Origin of the sequence: Psychroflexus gondwanensis ACAM 44, assembly GCF_000355905.1 — a bacterium.
In the GTDB taxonomy this organism is placed as follows: domain Bacteria; phylum Bacteroidota; class Bacteroidia; order Flavobacteriales; family Flavobacteriaceae; genus Psychroflexus; species Psychroflexus gondwanensis.
In genome coordinates, this window is record NZ_APLF01000018.1 from 1 (window position 1) to 14,607 (window position 14,607).

The following is a 14,607-nucleotide window of genomic DNA, read 5'->3' on the forward strand; positions in this document are numbered from 1 at the left end:
AACTAATTAAAGTTGAGGTTTAAAAGGTGGTGCTCCAGCCCCGAAGCCTCGGGGGGAACCAGGGTCTATTTCTTATTTAGAATTTCGTTGGATTGTTTGCTATAAATTATATAGAGGAAGTGTGTGGGTTAAATATAAAAAAACCCCAACTAATTAAAGTTGAGGTTTAAAAGGTGGTGCCTCCAGGAATCGAACCAGGGACACAAGGATTTTCAGTCCTTTGCTCTACCAACTGAGCTAAGGCACCAGTTTTAATGCGGGGGCAAATATAAAACCATTATTTAATTCTACAAAACAAAACTTGAAATATTCTTATCACTATCTTTGACCCTAAATTTTGACATGAATTTAGTTATTGATGTAGGGAATACATTGGTTAAACTCGCAATATTTGATCAAGATCAACTGCTGGAGAGCACGTCATCTTCTTCAGCAAATGCATTAAAACATGTAAAGACTCTTTTTGAAACCTATCCTAAGCTTACTAACGGCATCATATCTTCAACAGCTCAAGTTCCAGAAGACTTAAAAAAGGAATTGACTTTAGAGCTAAACCTTGTTGAATTCACTCATCAAAGTAAAGTCAATTTTAAAAATAATTATACAACCCCTGAAACCCTGGGTTTAGATAGAATAGCCCTTGTAGCAGCAGCTTCCGAGGTTTACCCTAATGCCAATGTTCTGGTTATAGATGCAGGGAGCTGTATCACTTACGATTTTTTGGACAAAACAAATACTTACCAAGGAGGTGCTATCTCTCCAGGTTTGCAGATGCGTTTTAAAGCCATGCATACGTTTACAGAAAAATTACCGTTGATAACAAAGCCTTGGCAAAACACATTTTTCATCGGTAAATCTACTCACGAAGCAATGCAAATTGGTGTTTTCAAGTCAGTTTGCTATGAAATCGACGGTTATGTTGAAGATTATCTTGCTGATTATGAAGATTTAACAGTTGTTTTAACAGGAGGTGATTACAATTTGTTGTCAGCATCTATAAAAAATAGCATATTTGCCACTTCGAATTTTTTATTAAAAGGCTTAAATAAAATTTTACAACTCAATTCAAATTAATGCTCACTAGATTTATTCTTTTTACATCGGTACTACTTTTAACGACTTCTTCAGCTTTAGCACAAGAAAACTCGTCCTCACCTTATTCTTTTCTAGGAATTGGGACTAAAGCCTTTAGAGGAACTGTAGAGAACAGATCTATGGGTGGATTAGGGATGTTGGGAGATAGTATTCATTTGAATTTAAAAAATCCAGCGGCCTACTCAGATTTGAAGTTAACAACGTTTACCGCTGGAGCTACAACCAATTCAGTCGAATTGGAGTCTGCTTCTGCTTCTGATAACTTAGATTATTTGACTTTAGATTATATTGCTATTGGACTTCCTTTCAATAAACTTGGTGTAGGTTTTGGAATAAAACCTAGAACTGCAGTGGGTTATGAATTAGTAGAAAGAACAAGCACTACCTTATCACAGTTAAATGGTCGAGGAGGCTTAAATACAGTTCACTTATCTGCTGGTTTTGAACCCTTTAAAAATTTTAGACTAGGGGGTACAGTCAATTACAATTTTGGAGACATTGAGAATAAGAATCTTATTTTTAGAGAACAGATTCAGTTTGCTTCTAGAGAACTAAATTTTATTGATATTAGTGGATTGTCTTACAATGTTGGTGCGCTCTATAAGTTTAATTTAAATGAAAAATTGACTATTAATACGTCTTTAAGGTATGAAACAGGTTCAAGTTTAAATGTAAGCAATAGAAGAGAACTTGCTACGATTCAAATAGGCCAAAACGACACTGAAATTGTTGTAGATGAGTTTGATGTGGAGCCTAGAGATTCTGAAATAAAATTACCAGAAATGTTAGCCTTTGGAGCTGGGATAGGTGAAGATAAAAAATGGTTTGTAGGCTTGGAGTACGAACACTACCAAGCGGGAGATTTTTCTTCACTTTCCTACAATTTTGGTCCCGAGGTAGCTCAAATAGATGCAAATGTTTTTCGTCTTGGAGGATATTATATTCCTAGGTACAATGACCCTGTAAGTTACTTTAAGCGAGTGGTTTATAGAGCAGGCCTTAGGATGGAGCAAACAGGTTTAGAATATCGAGGTGAAGATATTGATGAGTTTGGCATATCATTTGGTCTAGGTTTACCTGCAGGTCGGGTATTTACCAATGCCAACTTGGGAGTAGAGTATTTTGAAAGAGGAACAACTAGTAATAATTTAATTCAAGAAAACTTTATTAGTGTATTTTTGAGTTTTTCTTTCAACGATAAATGGTTCATTAAATCTAAATATAATTAAACACTTTAAAATTATGAAGTTTAAAATCGCTTTTACACTTTTTGGAGTTCTTTTCGCTTTAAGTACAGCAAATGCTCAAGATTGTAATGTCACGCTTAGTTTATTTAATGAGAGCGCAAAAGTTAAAAACTTTGACGATGCCTATCCTAAATATAAGGATCTCTTAGAAAATTGTGCTGATTTAAATATTCTTATCTATCAACGTGGAGGGAAAATGCTTGAAGACATGATAGATCTAGCAGAAACTGATGACAAGAAAATGCAGTTGGTCCAAGAATTTATTGCTAATCAAAGAATGCGATTAGAGAAATTCCCTAACGATACCAAAGAGGGAGATATGCTTGCTGATATAGCAATGATCCAGTATAAAAATGAAATAGGAACTCTAGAGGAAAGACTAGAAGCTTTTGAAGAGGTTGTTGAAACCGATAAGGACAACTTTTCTTCACCTGTAGCTATCTATGCCTACTTTAGAATCGCTAATGACCTAAATGATACTGGAGAAAGAGATATCCAATTTTTATTCGATAAGTATGATGAGGTAATTCTCTTGATCGAAACTCAAGAAAATGATAAAGCAGCTGAAGCAAAACCATTAATAGAAAAGCAAGAAGCTCAAGAAGAATTGACGTCTAGAGAATCCAGAATTCTAAAAAATTCTGAAATCTATTTAAGAAATTACACTAAAATTAAAGGAAGTGTAAATTCTTTACTTGGATCTAAAGCAGATTGCGATAACTTATTACCGCTTTACAAGAAAGATTTTGAAGAAAAGAAAAACGATTTAAATTGGTTAAGAAATGCTAATGAGAGGCTCTCTGCAAAAGATTGTACGGAAGATCCTTTATTTTTCAAAGTTTCAGAAGCGCTTCATCGACAAGAGCCATCAGCAAATTCTGCTTATTCATTAGGACAACTTGCAGAAGCTGAAGGTAACAGAGGAAAAGCTTTAGAATATTTCAACGAAGCTGCGGAGCTGGCACAAGACAAAGTTAGAAAAGCTAGAATTTATTATAGAATCGCTAACAATTATAAAGAAAGAGGAAGCCTTTCTCAAGCTAGGAGCTATTACAGAAAAGCTTTAGACAATAAGCCTTCTATGGGAATCGCTTACTTGAAGATTGCAGAAATGTATGCTAAAAGTGCCAATAACTGCGGTGAATCTGTTTTTGACAAAAGATCAGTTTACTGGTTGGCTGCAGATTACGCTACAAGAGCTGGCCGTGTAGATCCATCTTTAAGTTCTACAGCTACTGCCACTGCAGCAAGTTATAAAGGTAGAGCTCCGCAAAAATCGGACATCTTTCAAGAAGATGCAGCAGGTAAGAAAATTTCGTTTTCTAACTGTTGGATAGGTGAAAGTGTGGTTGTACCAAACCTCTAAAATGGCAAAAAAAAAATCACTCATTTACAAAAGCATTGCTGTATGTATTTTTACAGCAATGCTTTTTGCTTGTGAGGGAAATCTAAGGGATGTTAAGCAGATGGAAAAAGATTTTCTAGAACCTCAATCCAAGGTGTACGATCTTAATCTCTTTTATACAGATAGTGGCTTTGTAAAAGCAAACCTGAGAAGTCCCGAAATGCTAGATTTTTCCAACAGGAAATTCCCTTTCAGAGAATTTCCTCAAGGTATTGAACTTGATTTTTTTGAAAAAGACTCTAGTAAAAATACAGTGACTTCAGACTATGCTATTCAATATTTGGAAACTGGACTTATCGATTTAAGACAAAACGTAAGTATTGTGACTTCCGATAGTACAATTTTGAGAAGCCCTCAACTTTATTGGGATCAAAAACAGGAATGGCTTTTCACAGATTACAATTACGAATTACAACTTTCCAATGGCGCTAAAAACCAGGGAGAAGGTTTTGATTCCGATCAGAAATTTAATACCTTCAATTCAAGAACGAACACTGGTATCCAATATATCCAAGACAAATGAAATTTTTCAAATACTTTGAATTCGCCTATATCGCTTTTGCAATCTTCTTTATTATAGAGGCCATAAGGATTTGGGCAGAGAGTGAAGGTAGAGCTTATCTATACCTATTTTTTTCAGCCCTTGCGGTATCTATGTTTTTTTTCAAAAGACGTTTTAGAAAAAAAATTGAAAAAAAAAATAAACAATAATGAGCACAGAAGTCCTCATTATCGTTTTATGCTTATTACTTTCAGCATTTTTTTCTGGTATGGAAATCGCCTTCGTATCTGCAAATAAGGTGCATATTGAACTTCAAAAGAACCAAAGCAACCTTATTGCCAGCGTGCTTAAGACCTTGACGAAAAAACCTTCCAAGTTTATCGCTACAATGTTGGTAGGTAATAATATCGCTTTAGTAGTATATGGGTTTTTTATGGGGGATCTTATTATGAATTGGTTTGAGAGTCTGCGGCCTTTGCAAAGTGAATTTTTAAGTTACCTTATTGTTGAAGCTAGCTTGTTTACGCAAACCCTCATTTCTACAATCGTTATCCTCTTTACAGCTGAATTTTTGCCCAAGGTTTTTTTTCAGATTTATGCAAACGTATTGCTTAAAGTATTCAGCGTTCCAGCTTTTATTTTTTATTACTTATTTAGCTTTATTTCTAGTTTTGTGATCTGGGTATCTGATTTTATTCTAAAGAAAATTTTCAAAATTGAAGGGGATAAAGTACAGCTTAACTTTAGTAAAGTGGAGCTTGGTGATTACATCAACCAACAGATGGAAACCGTTGAGTACAATCAGGATGTAGACTCTGAAATACAAATCTTTCAGAATGCTCTGCAATTTTCTGAGGTTAAAGCTCGAGAAGTTATGATTCCCCGTAATGAGATTGTAGCTGTCGATATTTCGGATGGCACTCAAGACTTGGTTGACATTTTTACAAAAACTGGCTTATCTAAATTATTGGTTTATAAAGAAAGCAACGACGACATTGTAGGTTATATCCATTCTTTTGAAATGTTTAGGAATCCACAGGATATCAAAAGTATTTTGATGCCAGTTGTTTTTGTGCCTGAAACGATGTTGGTAAAAGAAATCCTCAATATCCTTATCAAAAAACGAAAGAGTATTGCTGTGGTTGTAGATGAATATGGTGGGACAAGCGGGATGATGACAGTAGAAGATATTGTAGAAGAATTGTTTGGTGAGATTGAAGACGAGCATGATTCCGTGGTTCTGGTAGAAGAGAGGATAAGAGATAATTTTTATAAATTCTCAGCACGATTGGATGTTGACTACATCAATGAAAAATATAAAGTAAATCTTCCAGAAAGTGAAAATTATGAAACTTTGGGTGGAATGATCGTAAATACGACTGAAGAAATCCCAGACGTTGGTGAAGAAGTAGAGATCGACCAATTTAAAATAAAAATTCTGGAAGCTTCTAGCAAAAAAATAGAATTGGTTTCTATTAAGCTAGACACATCAGAATAGGGCTATAACTGGGTTACACTCTGTAGTTTCATTTAAATGGTAATTCAAATTTTTCATTTAAAAGAGTTTCAAATATTTTAAACGACAAAATTTTATATATGGGCTAATTATCTTATTTTCGCCCCACTAGATTTCTTAAAATATCCTAAAATGGCAATACTCAGTAAAATTAGAGAACGAACAGTTTTTCTTATTGTAATTATAGCTTTAGCTTTATTTGCTTTTGTACTTACAGACTTATTCAGAAATGGAGGGTTTTCTTCAGACAAAGCAACTAGTAGTGTTGGTGTAATTGGTGATGAAGAAATAGGTAGAGAAGAATTTGCCGCAGAAGTAGAAAATATTGTACAACAAAGCCAAGGCCGCGTAAGTACACTACAAGCAGCCAACCAAGCCTGGGAAAATAACTTACGTAGAACGTTGTTAAAACAAGAGTTTGAAAGCTTAGGTCTAGAAGTAGGCGCAGACCAGATTACAGATGCTATGGCTCAACAATTAGCTGGTGATCCAAGGTTTTCAAACGAAGCTGGTTTTTTCGACGAGGCAAAATTGAAGCAGTTTATAGCTGAGTTGAAAGTAACGTCTCCACAACAATACCAACAATGGGTGAACTTTGAGCAGTCTATGGAAGTGAATGCTAAGTCTCAACTTTATTTTAATATGGTGAAGGCAGGAGTACAAGCTACACTATTGGAAGGTCGACAAATTTATCATCAAGAAAACGATAACCTTACTTTTGAATTTGTAAAAGTTCCTTTTGATAAGGTGGAAGAAGTTGAAGTTTCAAAATCTGATATTCAAAATTACATCAACGCTCACAAAGAAAGGTTTCAGCAAGAGGCTAAGCGTAATTTGGAGTACGTGTATTTTGAAGAAGCTCCTTCAGAAGAAGATAACGCTTCTGTTTTAGAAGAGATCAAAAAACTTACGACTGACGAGAAGGTAGAACAAGCGGAAGGCTTATCTAACTTCAATACTACAGATAATCTTCAGGAGTTTGTTGCTGTTCATTCAGAAACACCATACAATGATAATTATACCTTCGAGTATAACATGAAAGGTGAATTTGCCCAAGCTATCTTAGACTTGGATGTGAATGAAGTTTATGGTCCTTATTACGAAAATGAAAGCTATAAAATCTCAAAACTTGTAGAGCGAACGCAAAAAGCAGACTCTGTAAAAACGAGCCATATTTTAGTTACTTATGATGGTACTCGTGTGGATGCTTCAGTCACTAGAACAAAAGAGGAAGCCAAAGCTTTAGCAGATAGTTTAACGACTGTGGTGGGAAGAAACTCTGGCAAGTTTGCAGAGTTAGCGGATGAATTTTCTTCAGATCGCCAAAGTGCAGAAAATGGAGGTCAACTCAACTGGATTACTTATGGAGCTCTAGTTCCAGAATTCAATGATTATGTATTCGATGAAGCTAAAGTCAATAGTTATGGACTCGTAGAAACAGATTTTGGATTTCACGTTATTTATCTTGAAGATAGAACATCTCTTAAAGACGCCGTAAAAGTAGCTACAGTCACCAAAAGAGTCGAGCCTTCAGAAAAAACATTAAACGAACTATACCGATCGTCCAGTAAATTTGAATTAGCAACAAAAGATAATGACTTTAGAAAAGAGGCTGATAGTATTGAGCTTACTGTAAAACCTGTTAATGGAATTAATAAATTGGACGAAAGCATTCCTGGCGCAGGTCGTCAACGTTCTATCGTTAAGTGGGCTTTTGAAGGTGAAACTAAAACAGGAGACATCAAGAGTTTTGATACAGGAAGCGGATACATTGTGGCAAGAGTGACTAAAATCTCTAAGAAAGGCCTACAGTCAGCAGAAGAAGCCTCTGCAATTGTTACTCCAATTTTAAGAAAACAAAAACAAGCTGAACAAATTAAATCTCAAATAGAAGGGGAAGACTTGAATGCTGTTGCTTCATCATTTGGGGTAATTAAGCAAAAAGCATCTTCGGTTAACATCAGCAATCCATTTATTCCTGGAGGCGGAAGAGAGCCAAAAATAGTAGGTGCTGCTTTTGCTATGAGCGTTAATGATATTTCTAAACCTTTACAGGGAAATACTGGAGTGTATGTGATACAACTTCTGGAGAAGAACGAGGCACCTGCTTTACCCACTTATAGAGCTGTTGCTAAAGAAGAAACAGAAAAAAGAACACGCTCTTTATTAAATCCTAGAACAAGCCCAATTATCGAAGCTTTAAAGAACAGTAAAGAGATAGAAGACAATCGCCATTTGATGTATTAATCACTAGGTATTTATTACTTATAAACAAAACCCCTTTTAGTCTTTACTAAAAGGGGTTTTGTTTATAAAGCCATATCCGAATATTCCAAAACAGTAAAATAGCCTTTAGATTCAAAATAGGATTTTGGATTGCTTTTACTTACAGCCATAACGAAATCTCCTCCCCAAGCCCCAAGGCTCTTTATGTTACCCTCAAAATCAGGGAATAAGCGTTTTTGAACAGGCTCTATTTGAAGAATTTCAGAGAGTAGTGATTCGTGACTTTCTATTAAGCTTTGAAAATGCTCTAAAGATTCAACTGCTAGCATTTCTGAGGTGATCTCGTTAGTTTTTGAAATGTAATCGGCGAGTTGTAATGGTTTGTTTTTCCTATAATTAAGGATAGCACTTCGGCTATTTTGTTTCTGACCTAAATACACAAAATACACATGAGGTTTTATCACTTCTGGTATTTCTACAAGGTCTACTTTTGGTAGTTGGTTTTGGAGCTGGTATATTAAAGCTGAACCAGACTCTGCACAAGCAACATCATAACCGCTACCTCCAAAGGTTTTAGCTAATAATTCATAAGGATTTACATTTGCCCACTTAGCGATATTAGCTATTAAAGTAGACGATGTTCCCAAGCCCCAATCTCTGGGAAACTCAAGATGAGTTTCGAACCGATAGTTTTGAGTAAAAATTTCAGGATTTAATTGAAAAGCTTCATATAAAATCTGAAAAAGCCGAGTTTCAAGATCAGATTTAGATTCAGTTTTTTGTTTTGTTATGGATAAAAGATCAAATTCAATATCTAGCCAAACTTCCTTTTGATGAGTGTAGCTTATCCATCGTGAAGATTGGTTTGAAGAAGGAGTGACTTTTAAATGTTGCCCAAATCTGCAAGGCATTGCCAAGGCTTTAGCTCCGTCGAGTACTAAATATTCTCCTGTAATGAGAAGCTTGCCGTGGCTGTAAAACGTTTGTGTGTCCATTAGGCACGTAGTCTTTCTAGTAAGGAAATCACTTCAGAATGTGTTACTGTATGTGTTTTGAAATACTCCACAGCTTCCTCCCGTTCGCCCTTGTTGGCTTCAAATTGATTTAAAATATTCATCAAGTGCATTTTCATATGCCCTTTTTGAATACCAGTAGTCACCAATGAATTGACGGCAGCAAAGTTTTGAGCAAGACCTGCAACTGCTGTTATTCGCATCAGTTTTTCTGCAGTAGGATTTCCCAGCATGGCTAAGGATAGCTTAACCAATGGGTGTAAACTTGTAAGACCTCCAATGGTGCCTAAAGCAAGAGGAATTTCTATCCAAAATTTAAAAACACCATCCTTAGCTTCTACATGGGTTAAACTCGAATAACTCCCTTCTCTAGCTGCATATGCATGAACGCCTGCCTCCACCGCTCTAAAGTCGTTTCCCGTAGCTAAAACTAGGGCATCCACACCATTCATTATTCCTTTGTTGTGTGTGACTGCACGGTAAGGTTCTATTTTGGCGATTTTAATGGCCTGTGAGAATTTTTTCACAAATCGATTGGCCTCTTCTTGAGTTTTACCAAGGTTTGAAATCGGACAAGAGACTTCAGCCCTTACTAAACATTCTGGAACATAATTGGATAGAATGCACATAATCACTTCTGGAAACGTGTTTTCAGTTTTAAAAGCTTGGTGAGTTAAGGCTTCAGCTTCAAGCGTTTGTCCAAATTGCTCTAAACAAGAATTGATGAAGTTGGCCCCCATAGCATCCTTTGTCTCGAAAGTGCAATACAGCTGAAAGTAATTATCTAGCTCTTGAGTTTTGTCTATAAGTTGAATGTCTTTAATACCACCCCCACGTCTCACCATGTTTTTGGTAATGCTAGCCGTTGACGAGAAAAATAAAGGTTTTATTTGTGTGAAAAAATGCTTAAGCTCTTCTGTGTTTCCCTTGAAATCAAAATGAACATGGCCCACTTTAGTCGTGCCAAGAACTTCAGTTTTGAATCCCCCTTTGTCTTGCCAAAACTTTGCGGCCTTACTGGCAGCCGCAATTACAGAACTTTCTTCTATAGCCATTGGTAGAGCGTAAAGCTCGCCATCAATATCAAAATTAGGGGCAATGCCAAGTGGCAAATAGTAATTGGAGATGGTATTTTCAGTAAATTCGTCATGTAATCTCTGTAACATTTCATCAGAATTCCAATACTGTTGAATCACTTTTTTAGCCTTTGGGTAATTTGATAAGTAATGGTCTGTAACCCAATTTACTTTTTCTTCTTTAGTCAACTTGGAAAAGCCAGATATCTTAGACATTTTTATACTTTAGAATTGAATGACAAAGATACACTTCATAAAATATAAGCTGCTTTAAGCTAGCAAAATTGATTTCAAAAAGAGCTAAAGTCAACATTAGTTTAGTGGGGACTTTATAATAACCCATAGTATTTAGAGTTTTAATAGAAAAAGTAATCGATTTTTAATGTTTTTTTAGTAAAATTGACCTCCAAAATATAGCCCATGAAAAGTTCAAGTACTTTTATTTATTTTCTTTTTCTCTTTTTCACTTATTCTTCCACTCTTTTATACGCTCAAAATAAAGAAATAACCTTAGAGGAAATCTGGGGGGGCGAGTTTAGCCAAGAAAGAATGCAGTCTCTACAGTCTCTTAAGGATGGTAAATCGTATATAGTTCAAGATTACGATAGAGATAATCAAGATATGAAAGTCGACATATATAGTTATAAGACTGGTGAAAAAAAGGGAACTCTCGTGAGTAGTAAATCTATTCCAGGGTTGGATATGTTTCAGACCTTCCAACTAAGTGCCGATGAAAGTAAGCTTATCTTAGGAACTGAGGTAGAATCTATTTTCAGAAGATCCTCAAAAGGTATTTATTATGTTTACGATTTATCTTCTAAATCACTATCCAAAATTGATGAAGACAAAATACAATCTCCTACTTTTTCTCCAAAAGGAGCTAAAGTGGCTTATGTGAAAAATAATGATATTTTTTCTTACCTCATTTCTACTGGAGAAACCACTCAAATCACCTTCGATGGAAAGAAAAATGAAGTGATCAACGGGGTTACAGATTGGGTTTACGAAGAAGAATTCGCCTTTGTACGCGCTTTTGAGTGGAGTCCAAACGAAAATAAAATAGCTTTCCTAAGATTCGATGAGAGTGAAGTTCCAGAATTTTCCATGGATCTCTATGGAACTTATGGACAGAGTTTATATCCATCTCAAGACGTATTTAAATATCCTAAAGCAGGGGAAGACAACGCAAAAGTAAGTTTACACCTCTTTAATTTTGGAGATAACTCTACTTCTAAAATTGATTTAGGAGAGTATGAATACTTACCAAGATTGAAATGGACAGCCGACGAAAATCTTTTTAGTGTACAAAGTCTCAACAGATACCAAAATGAGTTGAAAGTTTACCTAGTTGACACCAAAACAAATGAAGCCAAGTTAACCCTCACCGAAAAAGATCCTGCTTATGTGGATGTTACCGATGATTTAACTTTTTTGAATAACAACAGCTTTATCTGGACGAGTGAAAAAGATGGATGGAAGCATATTTACCATTACGCACAGAATGGAAGTTTAATTAATCAAGTGACCAGCGGAGCTTGGGAAGTGACAAATTTTTATGGTTTCGATGATAGATCCGGTAGACTTTATTTTCAAAGTACCGAAAACGGTAGTGTAAATCGGGATGTCTACTCCGTACTGGCCAACGGTAAAAACAAATTGAGATTAACGACTAAAACAGGAACTAATAGAGCAGACTTTAGCGCTGACTTTACTTACTTCGTCAATACGTTTACAAACACTGCAACTCCCGCAGTTTATACTCTACATAAAGCTAGTAATGGAGAATTGGTAAGAGAGATAAAAGACAACCAAGCTTTATTGAATACACTTCAGCCTTATAATTTATCCGACAAAGAATTATCTACAATTGAAGTTAATGGAAATGAACTTAATATGTGGATGATTAAGCCCCCTAATTTCAATCCAGAAAATGAATATCCAATACTCATGTTTCAGTATTCTGGACCTGGCTCTCAATCTGTATCCAACAGCTTCTTTGGCACCAACGATTATTGGTATCAAATGCTTGCTCAGCAAGGCTACATAGTCGCTTGTGTTGATGGAAGAGGAACTGGTTATAAAGGGAGGGATTTCAAAAAAGTAACCCAAAAAGAACTCGGTAAATACGAGCTCGAAGACCAAATTTCTGCTGCAAAATTACTTGGTGAAAAACCATTTATAAATAAAGAAAGGATTGGTATTTGGGGCTGGAGTTATGGAGGGTTTATGTCTTCTAATGCCATCTTCCAAGCCAACGACGTTTTTAAAGCCGCTATTGCCGTGGCACCTGTAACTAGCTGGAGGTTTTATGACACGGTCTATACAGAACGCTATATGACAACTCCTCAGGAAAATGCTTCTGGATATGATGAGAATTCGCCAATTACTCATGTAGACGAATTCAATTCTGGAAATTATCTATTAATTCATGGTAGTGGGGATGACAATGTACATGTACAAAATACGATGCAACTTATTGAGGCCTTAGTACAAGCAAATAAACAGTTTGATTGGAGAATATACCCAGACAAGAATCATGGAATTTACGGAGGTAACACACGCCTTCACCTCTACACCTTAATGACAAACTTTATTAAAGAAAAGCTTTAACTTATATGGAAGCCACAATCAAACCAGCTTATCAAAAAGAATTATTTGGACATCCAGCAGGTCTATATATTTTATTTTTCACAGAACTGTGGGAGCGCTTTTCCTATTACGGGATGCGTGCCATACTTACTCTTTATATGCTAGCGAAAGTCAGTTCAGACAATCCGGGCTTAGGTTGGGAAGAAGGCAAAGCTCTAGCTACTTATGGGTGGTACACGATGCTCGTTTATGTAGTGTCTATTCCTGGGGGAATTATTGCCGATAAAATTTTAGGTCAAAAAATGTCGGTAATGATAGGTGGTTGGTTTCTGGTCGCAGGACACGGAGTCTTATCTATTGAACAGGATTGGGCGTTTTTTAGTGGTTTACTTCTTATCGTTCTTGGTGTGGGCTTGCTAAAACCCAATATTTCTACTATGGTGGGTGGTCTTTATAAAGAAGGAGATGCTAGAAGAGATAAAGGCTTTTCTATTTTCTATATCGGTATAAACGTTGGTGCTGCAATTGCAGCTATTTTGGTAGGTTATATCGCTGCAGAATATGGTTGGCACTATGGCTTCGGCTTAGCCGCTATAGGAATGGTGTTAGGACAGTTGGTTTACATTTATGGTCAAAAATACCTGACCCATGTTGGAAATAAACCAGATCCAGATTCTACCGAAGAAGCCTCTGTCTCTATTAAAGAGATTTTCCAAAGAATGCTGTCTACCAAAAAATCTTTAGCTGTTTTAGTTTTGCTACTGGCTATTTCTTTTGTGATCCCTGTCCAATTTATGGAAAGCGAAGTAACGGCTTACATTGTTTTCTTCATCTTTTTATCGGTTGTTGTCGGTTTTATGATGACCGTTTATGAAGATCTTAATGGTAAGGTAGAAAAAGATAGGTTTATTGTCTTACTTCTATCTTTCTTGATCGTCATTGTTTTCTGGGGAGCTTTTGAACAGGCAGGGGGCTTATTAAACATTTATGCTCAACAAAAAACAGATAGATTTTTACCTGTTTTTGACTACACTGTTCCAGCTGCGTTTTTTCAATCTTTAAATCCTACTTATATCATTTTATTTGGTATTCCAGTCGCTGGATTCTGGGCTTGGATGAAGCGGCGTGGAAAAGAAGCCTCTTCTATATTTAAGATGGCTATTGGTGTTATTATTATGGGACTTGGCTTTTTCTTTATGGTATTTGCTACTTTAGATTATGAAGCTAACGGTGAAGCGGCAATCTATTGGCTTATTTTTGCGTATTTACTTCACACTATTGGAGAGCTTTCTGCATCTCCAGTTGCGCTGTCCTTTATCACCAAGCTGGCTCCATTGCGCTATGGTGCACTTATGATGGGGTTATACTTTGCTGCAACTGGTTTGGGAAACAAAGTTGCTGGAATTATAGGTGAATCCTCTCAAGCTGAAAGCATAACTGTTGTCCTTAAAGCAGATCAAGATCAGCTGATGCGTTTTGTTCCGAATCATGAAACAGATAGCATTTTTCAAAAAAATAAAGCTTTTACACTAGAAACTCAACTTTATAAAAATGCCTCTGGTGAAGTTATTTTTGAAGAAGTAAATACAGATGAAAAAATCAATTCGTTATTTGCTTTTAAAGAAGAGGGTTCAAAATTGGAGTTAATGGATAGGATAGAGCCTTATGAAGTTTCTGTTGATGATAAGTTATTGACCTACTTAAAATTTGACTATAAAGACGGTCGTTATGTAGGCAGAGTAGATGTGGATCAATTTCAAACAGATCTTGAGTTTAAAACCTTTATGGGAATTATAATCTTTACAGTAGCCTTTGGGGTTTTAGTTATTTTACTATTAAAACCATTAAAGCGTTTAACCCATGGTGCTGAAGAAAAAGAAGTGGAAGGCCTAGAGGCGGAAGGCTTTGAAATAGCAGATGACGAAATTAAATAAAAAG

Annotated in this window: 11 protein-coding genes and 1 tRNA gene; 9 read left to right on the forward strand and 3 right to left on the reverse strand. The window is 35.9% G+C overall.

Going from position 1 to position 14,607, the window contains the following annotated elements; all coding sequences use genetic code 11:
- Positions 1–174 precede the first annotated feature (174 nt).
- Positions 175–247, reverse strand: a tRNA-Phe gene (locus PGOND44_RS12945).
- A gap of 95 nt (positions 248–342) precedes the next feature.
- Here PGOND44_RS12945 and PGOND44_RS12950 point away from each other — a divergent pair.
- The 7 genes from PGOND44_RS12950 (at position 343) to PGOND44_RS12980 (ending at position 8,012) form a co-directional block, all read left to right on the forward strand.
- The gene (locus tag PGOND44_RS12950) at positions 343–1,074 is read left to right on the forward strand and encodes a type III pantothenate kinase (RefSeq protein ID WP_003443469.1); all 732 of its coding nucleotides are present in this window, start codon (positions 343–345) and stop codon (positions 1,072–1,074) included.
- Positions 1,074–2,324 carry a hypothetical protein gene (locus tag PGOND44_RS12955; protein WP_003443489.1) on the forward strand — a complete coding sequence of 417 codons (1,251 nt, stop codon included), beginning with the start codon at positions 1,074–1,076 and terminating at the stop codon, positions 2,322–2,324. Before PGOND44_RS12950 ends, PGOND44_RS12955 begins: the two co-directional genes overlap by 1 nt.
- 13 nt (positions 2,325–2,337) lie before the next feature.
- Complete coding sequence (locus PGOND44_RS12960) at positions 2,338–3,708, forward strand: tetratricopeptide repeat protein (protein WP_003443490.1); 1,371 nt, start codon at positions 2,338–2,340, stop codon at positions 3,706–3,708.
- Position 3,709: 1 nt separating this feature from the next.
- Complete coding sequence (gene lptC, locus PGOND44_RS12965) at positions 3,710–4,270, forward strand: LPS export ABC transporter periplasmic protein LptC (protein WP_003443492.1); 561 nt, start codon at positions 3,710–3,712, stop codon at positions 4,268–4,270.
- Positions 4,267–4,458 carry a hypothetical protein gene (locus PGOND44_RS16095; protein WP_003443494.1) on the forward strand — a complete coding sequence of 64 codons (192 nt, stop codon included), beginning with the start codon at positions 4,267–4,269 and terminating at the stop codon, positions 4,456–4,458. The genes lptC and PGOND44_RS16095 overlap by 4 nt, the downstream gene beginning before the upstream one ends.
- A complete protein-coding gene (locus tag PGOND44_RS12975) occupies positions 4,458–5,747 on the forward strand; it encodes a hemolysin family protein (RefSeq protein WP_003443496.1) in 1,290 nt (429 codons plus the stop codon). The genes PGOND44_RS16095 and PGOND44_RS12975 overlap by 1 nt, the downstream gene beginning before the upstream one ends.
- Before the next feature lie 150 nt (positions 5,748–5,897).
- Positions 5,898–8,012 (forward strand): peptidylprolyl isomerase, encoded by a 2,115-nt coding sequence (locus PGOND44_RS12980; protein WP_003443498.1) that lies wholly within the window; start codon positions 5,898–5,900, stop codon positions 8,010–8,012.
- 62 nt (positions 8,013–8,074) lie between these two features.
- On the opposite strand, the gene PGOND44_RS12985 is transcribed toward PGOND44_RS12980, so the two are convergent.
- Positions 8,075–8,986: a GYDIA family GHMP kinase gene (locus PGOND44_RS12985; RefSeq protein WP_003443500.1), complete on the reverse strand. Its 912-nt coding sequence runs from the start codon at positions 8,984–8,986 to the stop codon at positions 8,075–8,077.
- A complete protein-coding gene (locus PGOND44_RS12990; RefSeq protein WP_003443502.1) occupies positions 8,986–10,296 on the reverse strand; it encodes a hydroxymethylglutaryl-CoA reductase, degradative in 1,311 nt (436 codons plus the stop codon). The genes PGOND44_RS12985 and PGOND44_RS12990 overlap by 1 nt, the downstream gene beginning before the upstream one ends.
- Positions 10,297–10,500: 204 nt before the next feature.
- Here PGOND44_RS12990 and PGOND44_RS12995 point away from each other — a divergent pair, with 204 nt between their 5' ends.
- Together PGOND44_RS12995 and PGOND44_RS13000 are read left to right on the forward strand one after the other, a co-directional pair.
- Positions 10,501–12,690 (forward strand): S9 family peptidase, encoded by a 2,190-nt coding sequence (locus PGOND44_RS12995; RefSeq protein WP_003443504.1) that lies wholly within the window; start codon positions 10,501–10,503, stop codon positions 12,688–12,690.
- 5 nt (positions 12,691–12,695) lie between these two features.
- On the forward strand, positions 12,696–14,603 hold the full coding sequence (locus PGOND44_RS13000) for a peptide MFS transporter (protein ID WP_003443506.1): 1,908 nt from the start codon (positions 12,696–12,698) through the stop codon (positions 14,601–14,603).
- Positions 14,604–14,607 lie beyond the last annotated feature (4 nt).

Excerpts from the sequence above, each read along its gene's own strand:
- PGOND44_RS12950 (WP_003443469.1), top strand. The coding sequence starts at position 343 with ATGAATTTAGTTATTGATGTAGGGAATACATTGGTTAAACTCGCAATA.
- PGOND44_RS12955 (WP_003443489.1), top strand. The coding sequence starts at position 1,074 with ATGCTCACTAGATTTATTCTTTTTACATCGGTACTACTTTTAACGACT.
- PGOND44_RS12960 (WP_003443490.1), top strand. The coding sequence starts at position 2,338 with ATGAAGTTTAAAATCGCTTTTACACTTTTTGGAGTTCTTTTCGCTTTA.
- lptC (WP_003443492.1), top strand. The coding sequence starts at position 3,710 with ATGGCAAAAAAAAAATCACTCATTTACAAAAGCATTGCTGTATGTATT.
- PGOND44_RS16095 (WP_003443494.1), top strand. The coding sequence starts at position 4,267 with ATGAAATTTTTCAAATACTTTGAATTCGCCTATATCGCTTTTGCAATC.
- PGOND44_RS12975 (WP_003443496.1), top strand. The coding sequence starts at position 4,458 with ATGAGCACAGAAGTCCTCATTATCGTTTTATGCTTATTACTTTCAGCA.
- PGOND44_RS12980 (WP_003443498.1), top strand. The coding sequence starts at position 5,898 with ATGGCAATACTCAGTAAAATTAGAGAACGAACAGTTTTTCTTATTGTA.
- PGOND44_RS12985 (WP_003443500.1), bottom strand. The coding sequence starts at position 8,986 with ATGGACACACAAACGTTTTACAGCCACGGCAAGCTTCTCATTACAGGA.
- PGOND44_RS12990 (WP_003443502.1), bottom strand. The coding sequence starts at position 10,296 with ATGTCTAAGATATCTGGCTTTTCCAAGTTGACTAAAGAAGAAAAAGTA.
- PGOND44_RS12995 (WP_003443504.1), top strand. The coding sequence starts at position 10,501 with ATGAAAAGTTCAAGTACTTTTATTTATTTTCTTTTTCTCTTTTTCACT.
- PGOND44_RS13000 (WP_003443506.1), top strand. The coding sequence starts at position 12,696 with ATGGAAGCCACAATCAAACCAGCTTATCAAAAAGAATTATTTGGACAT.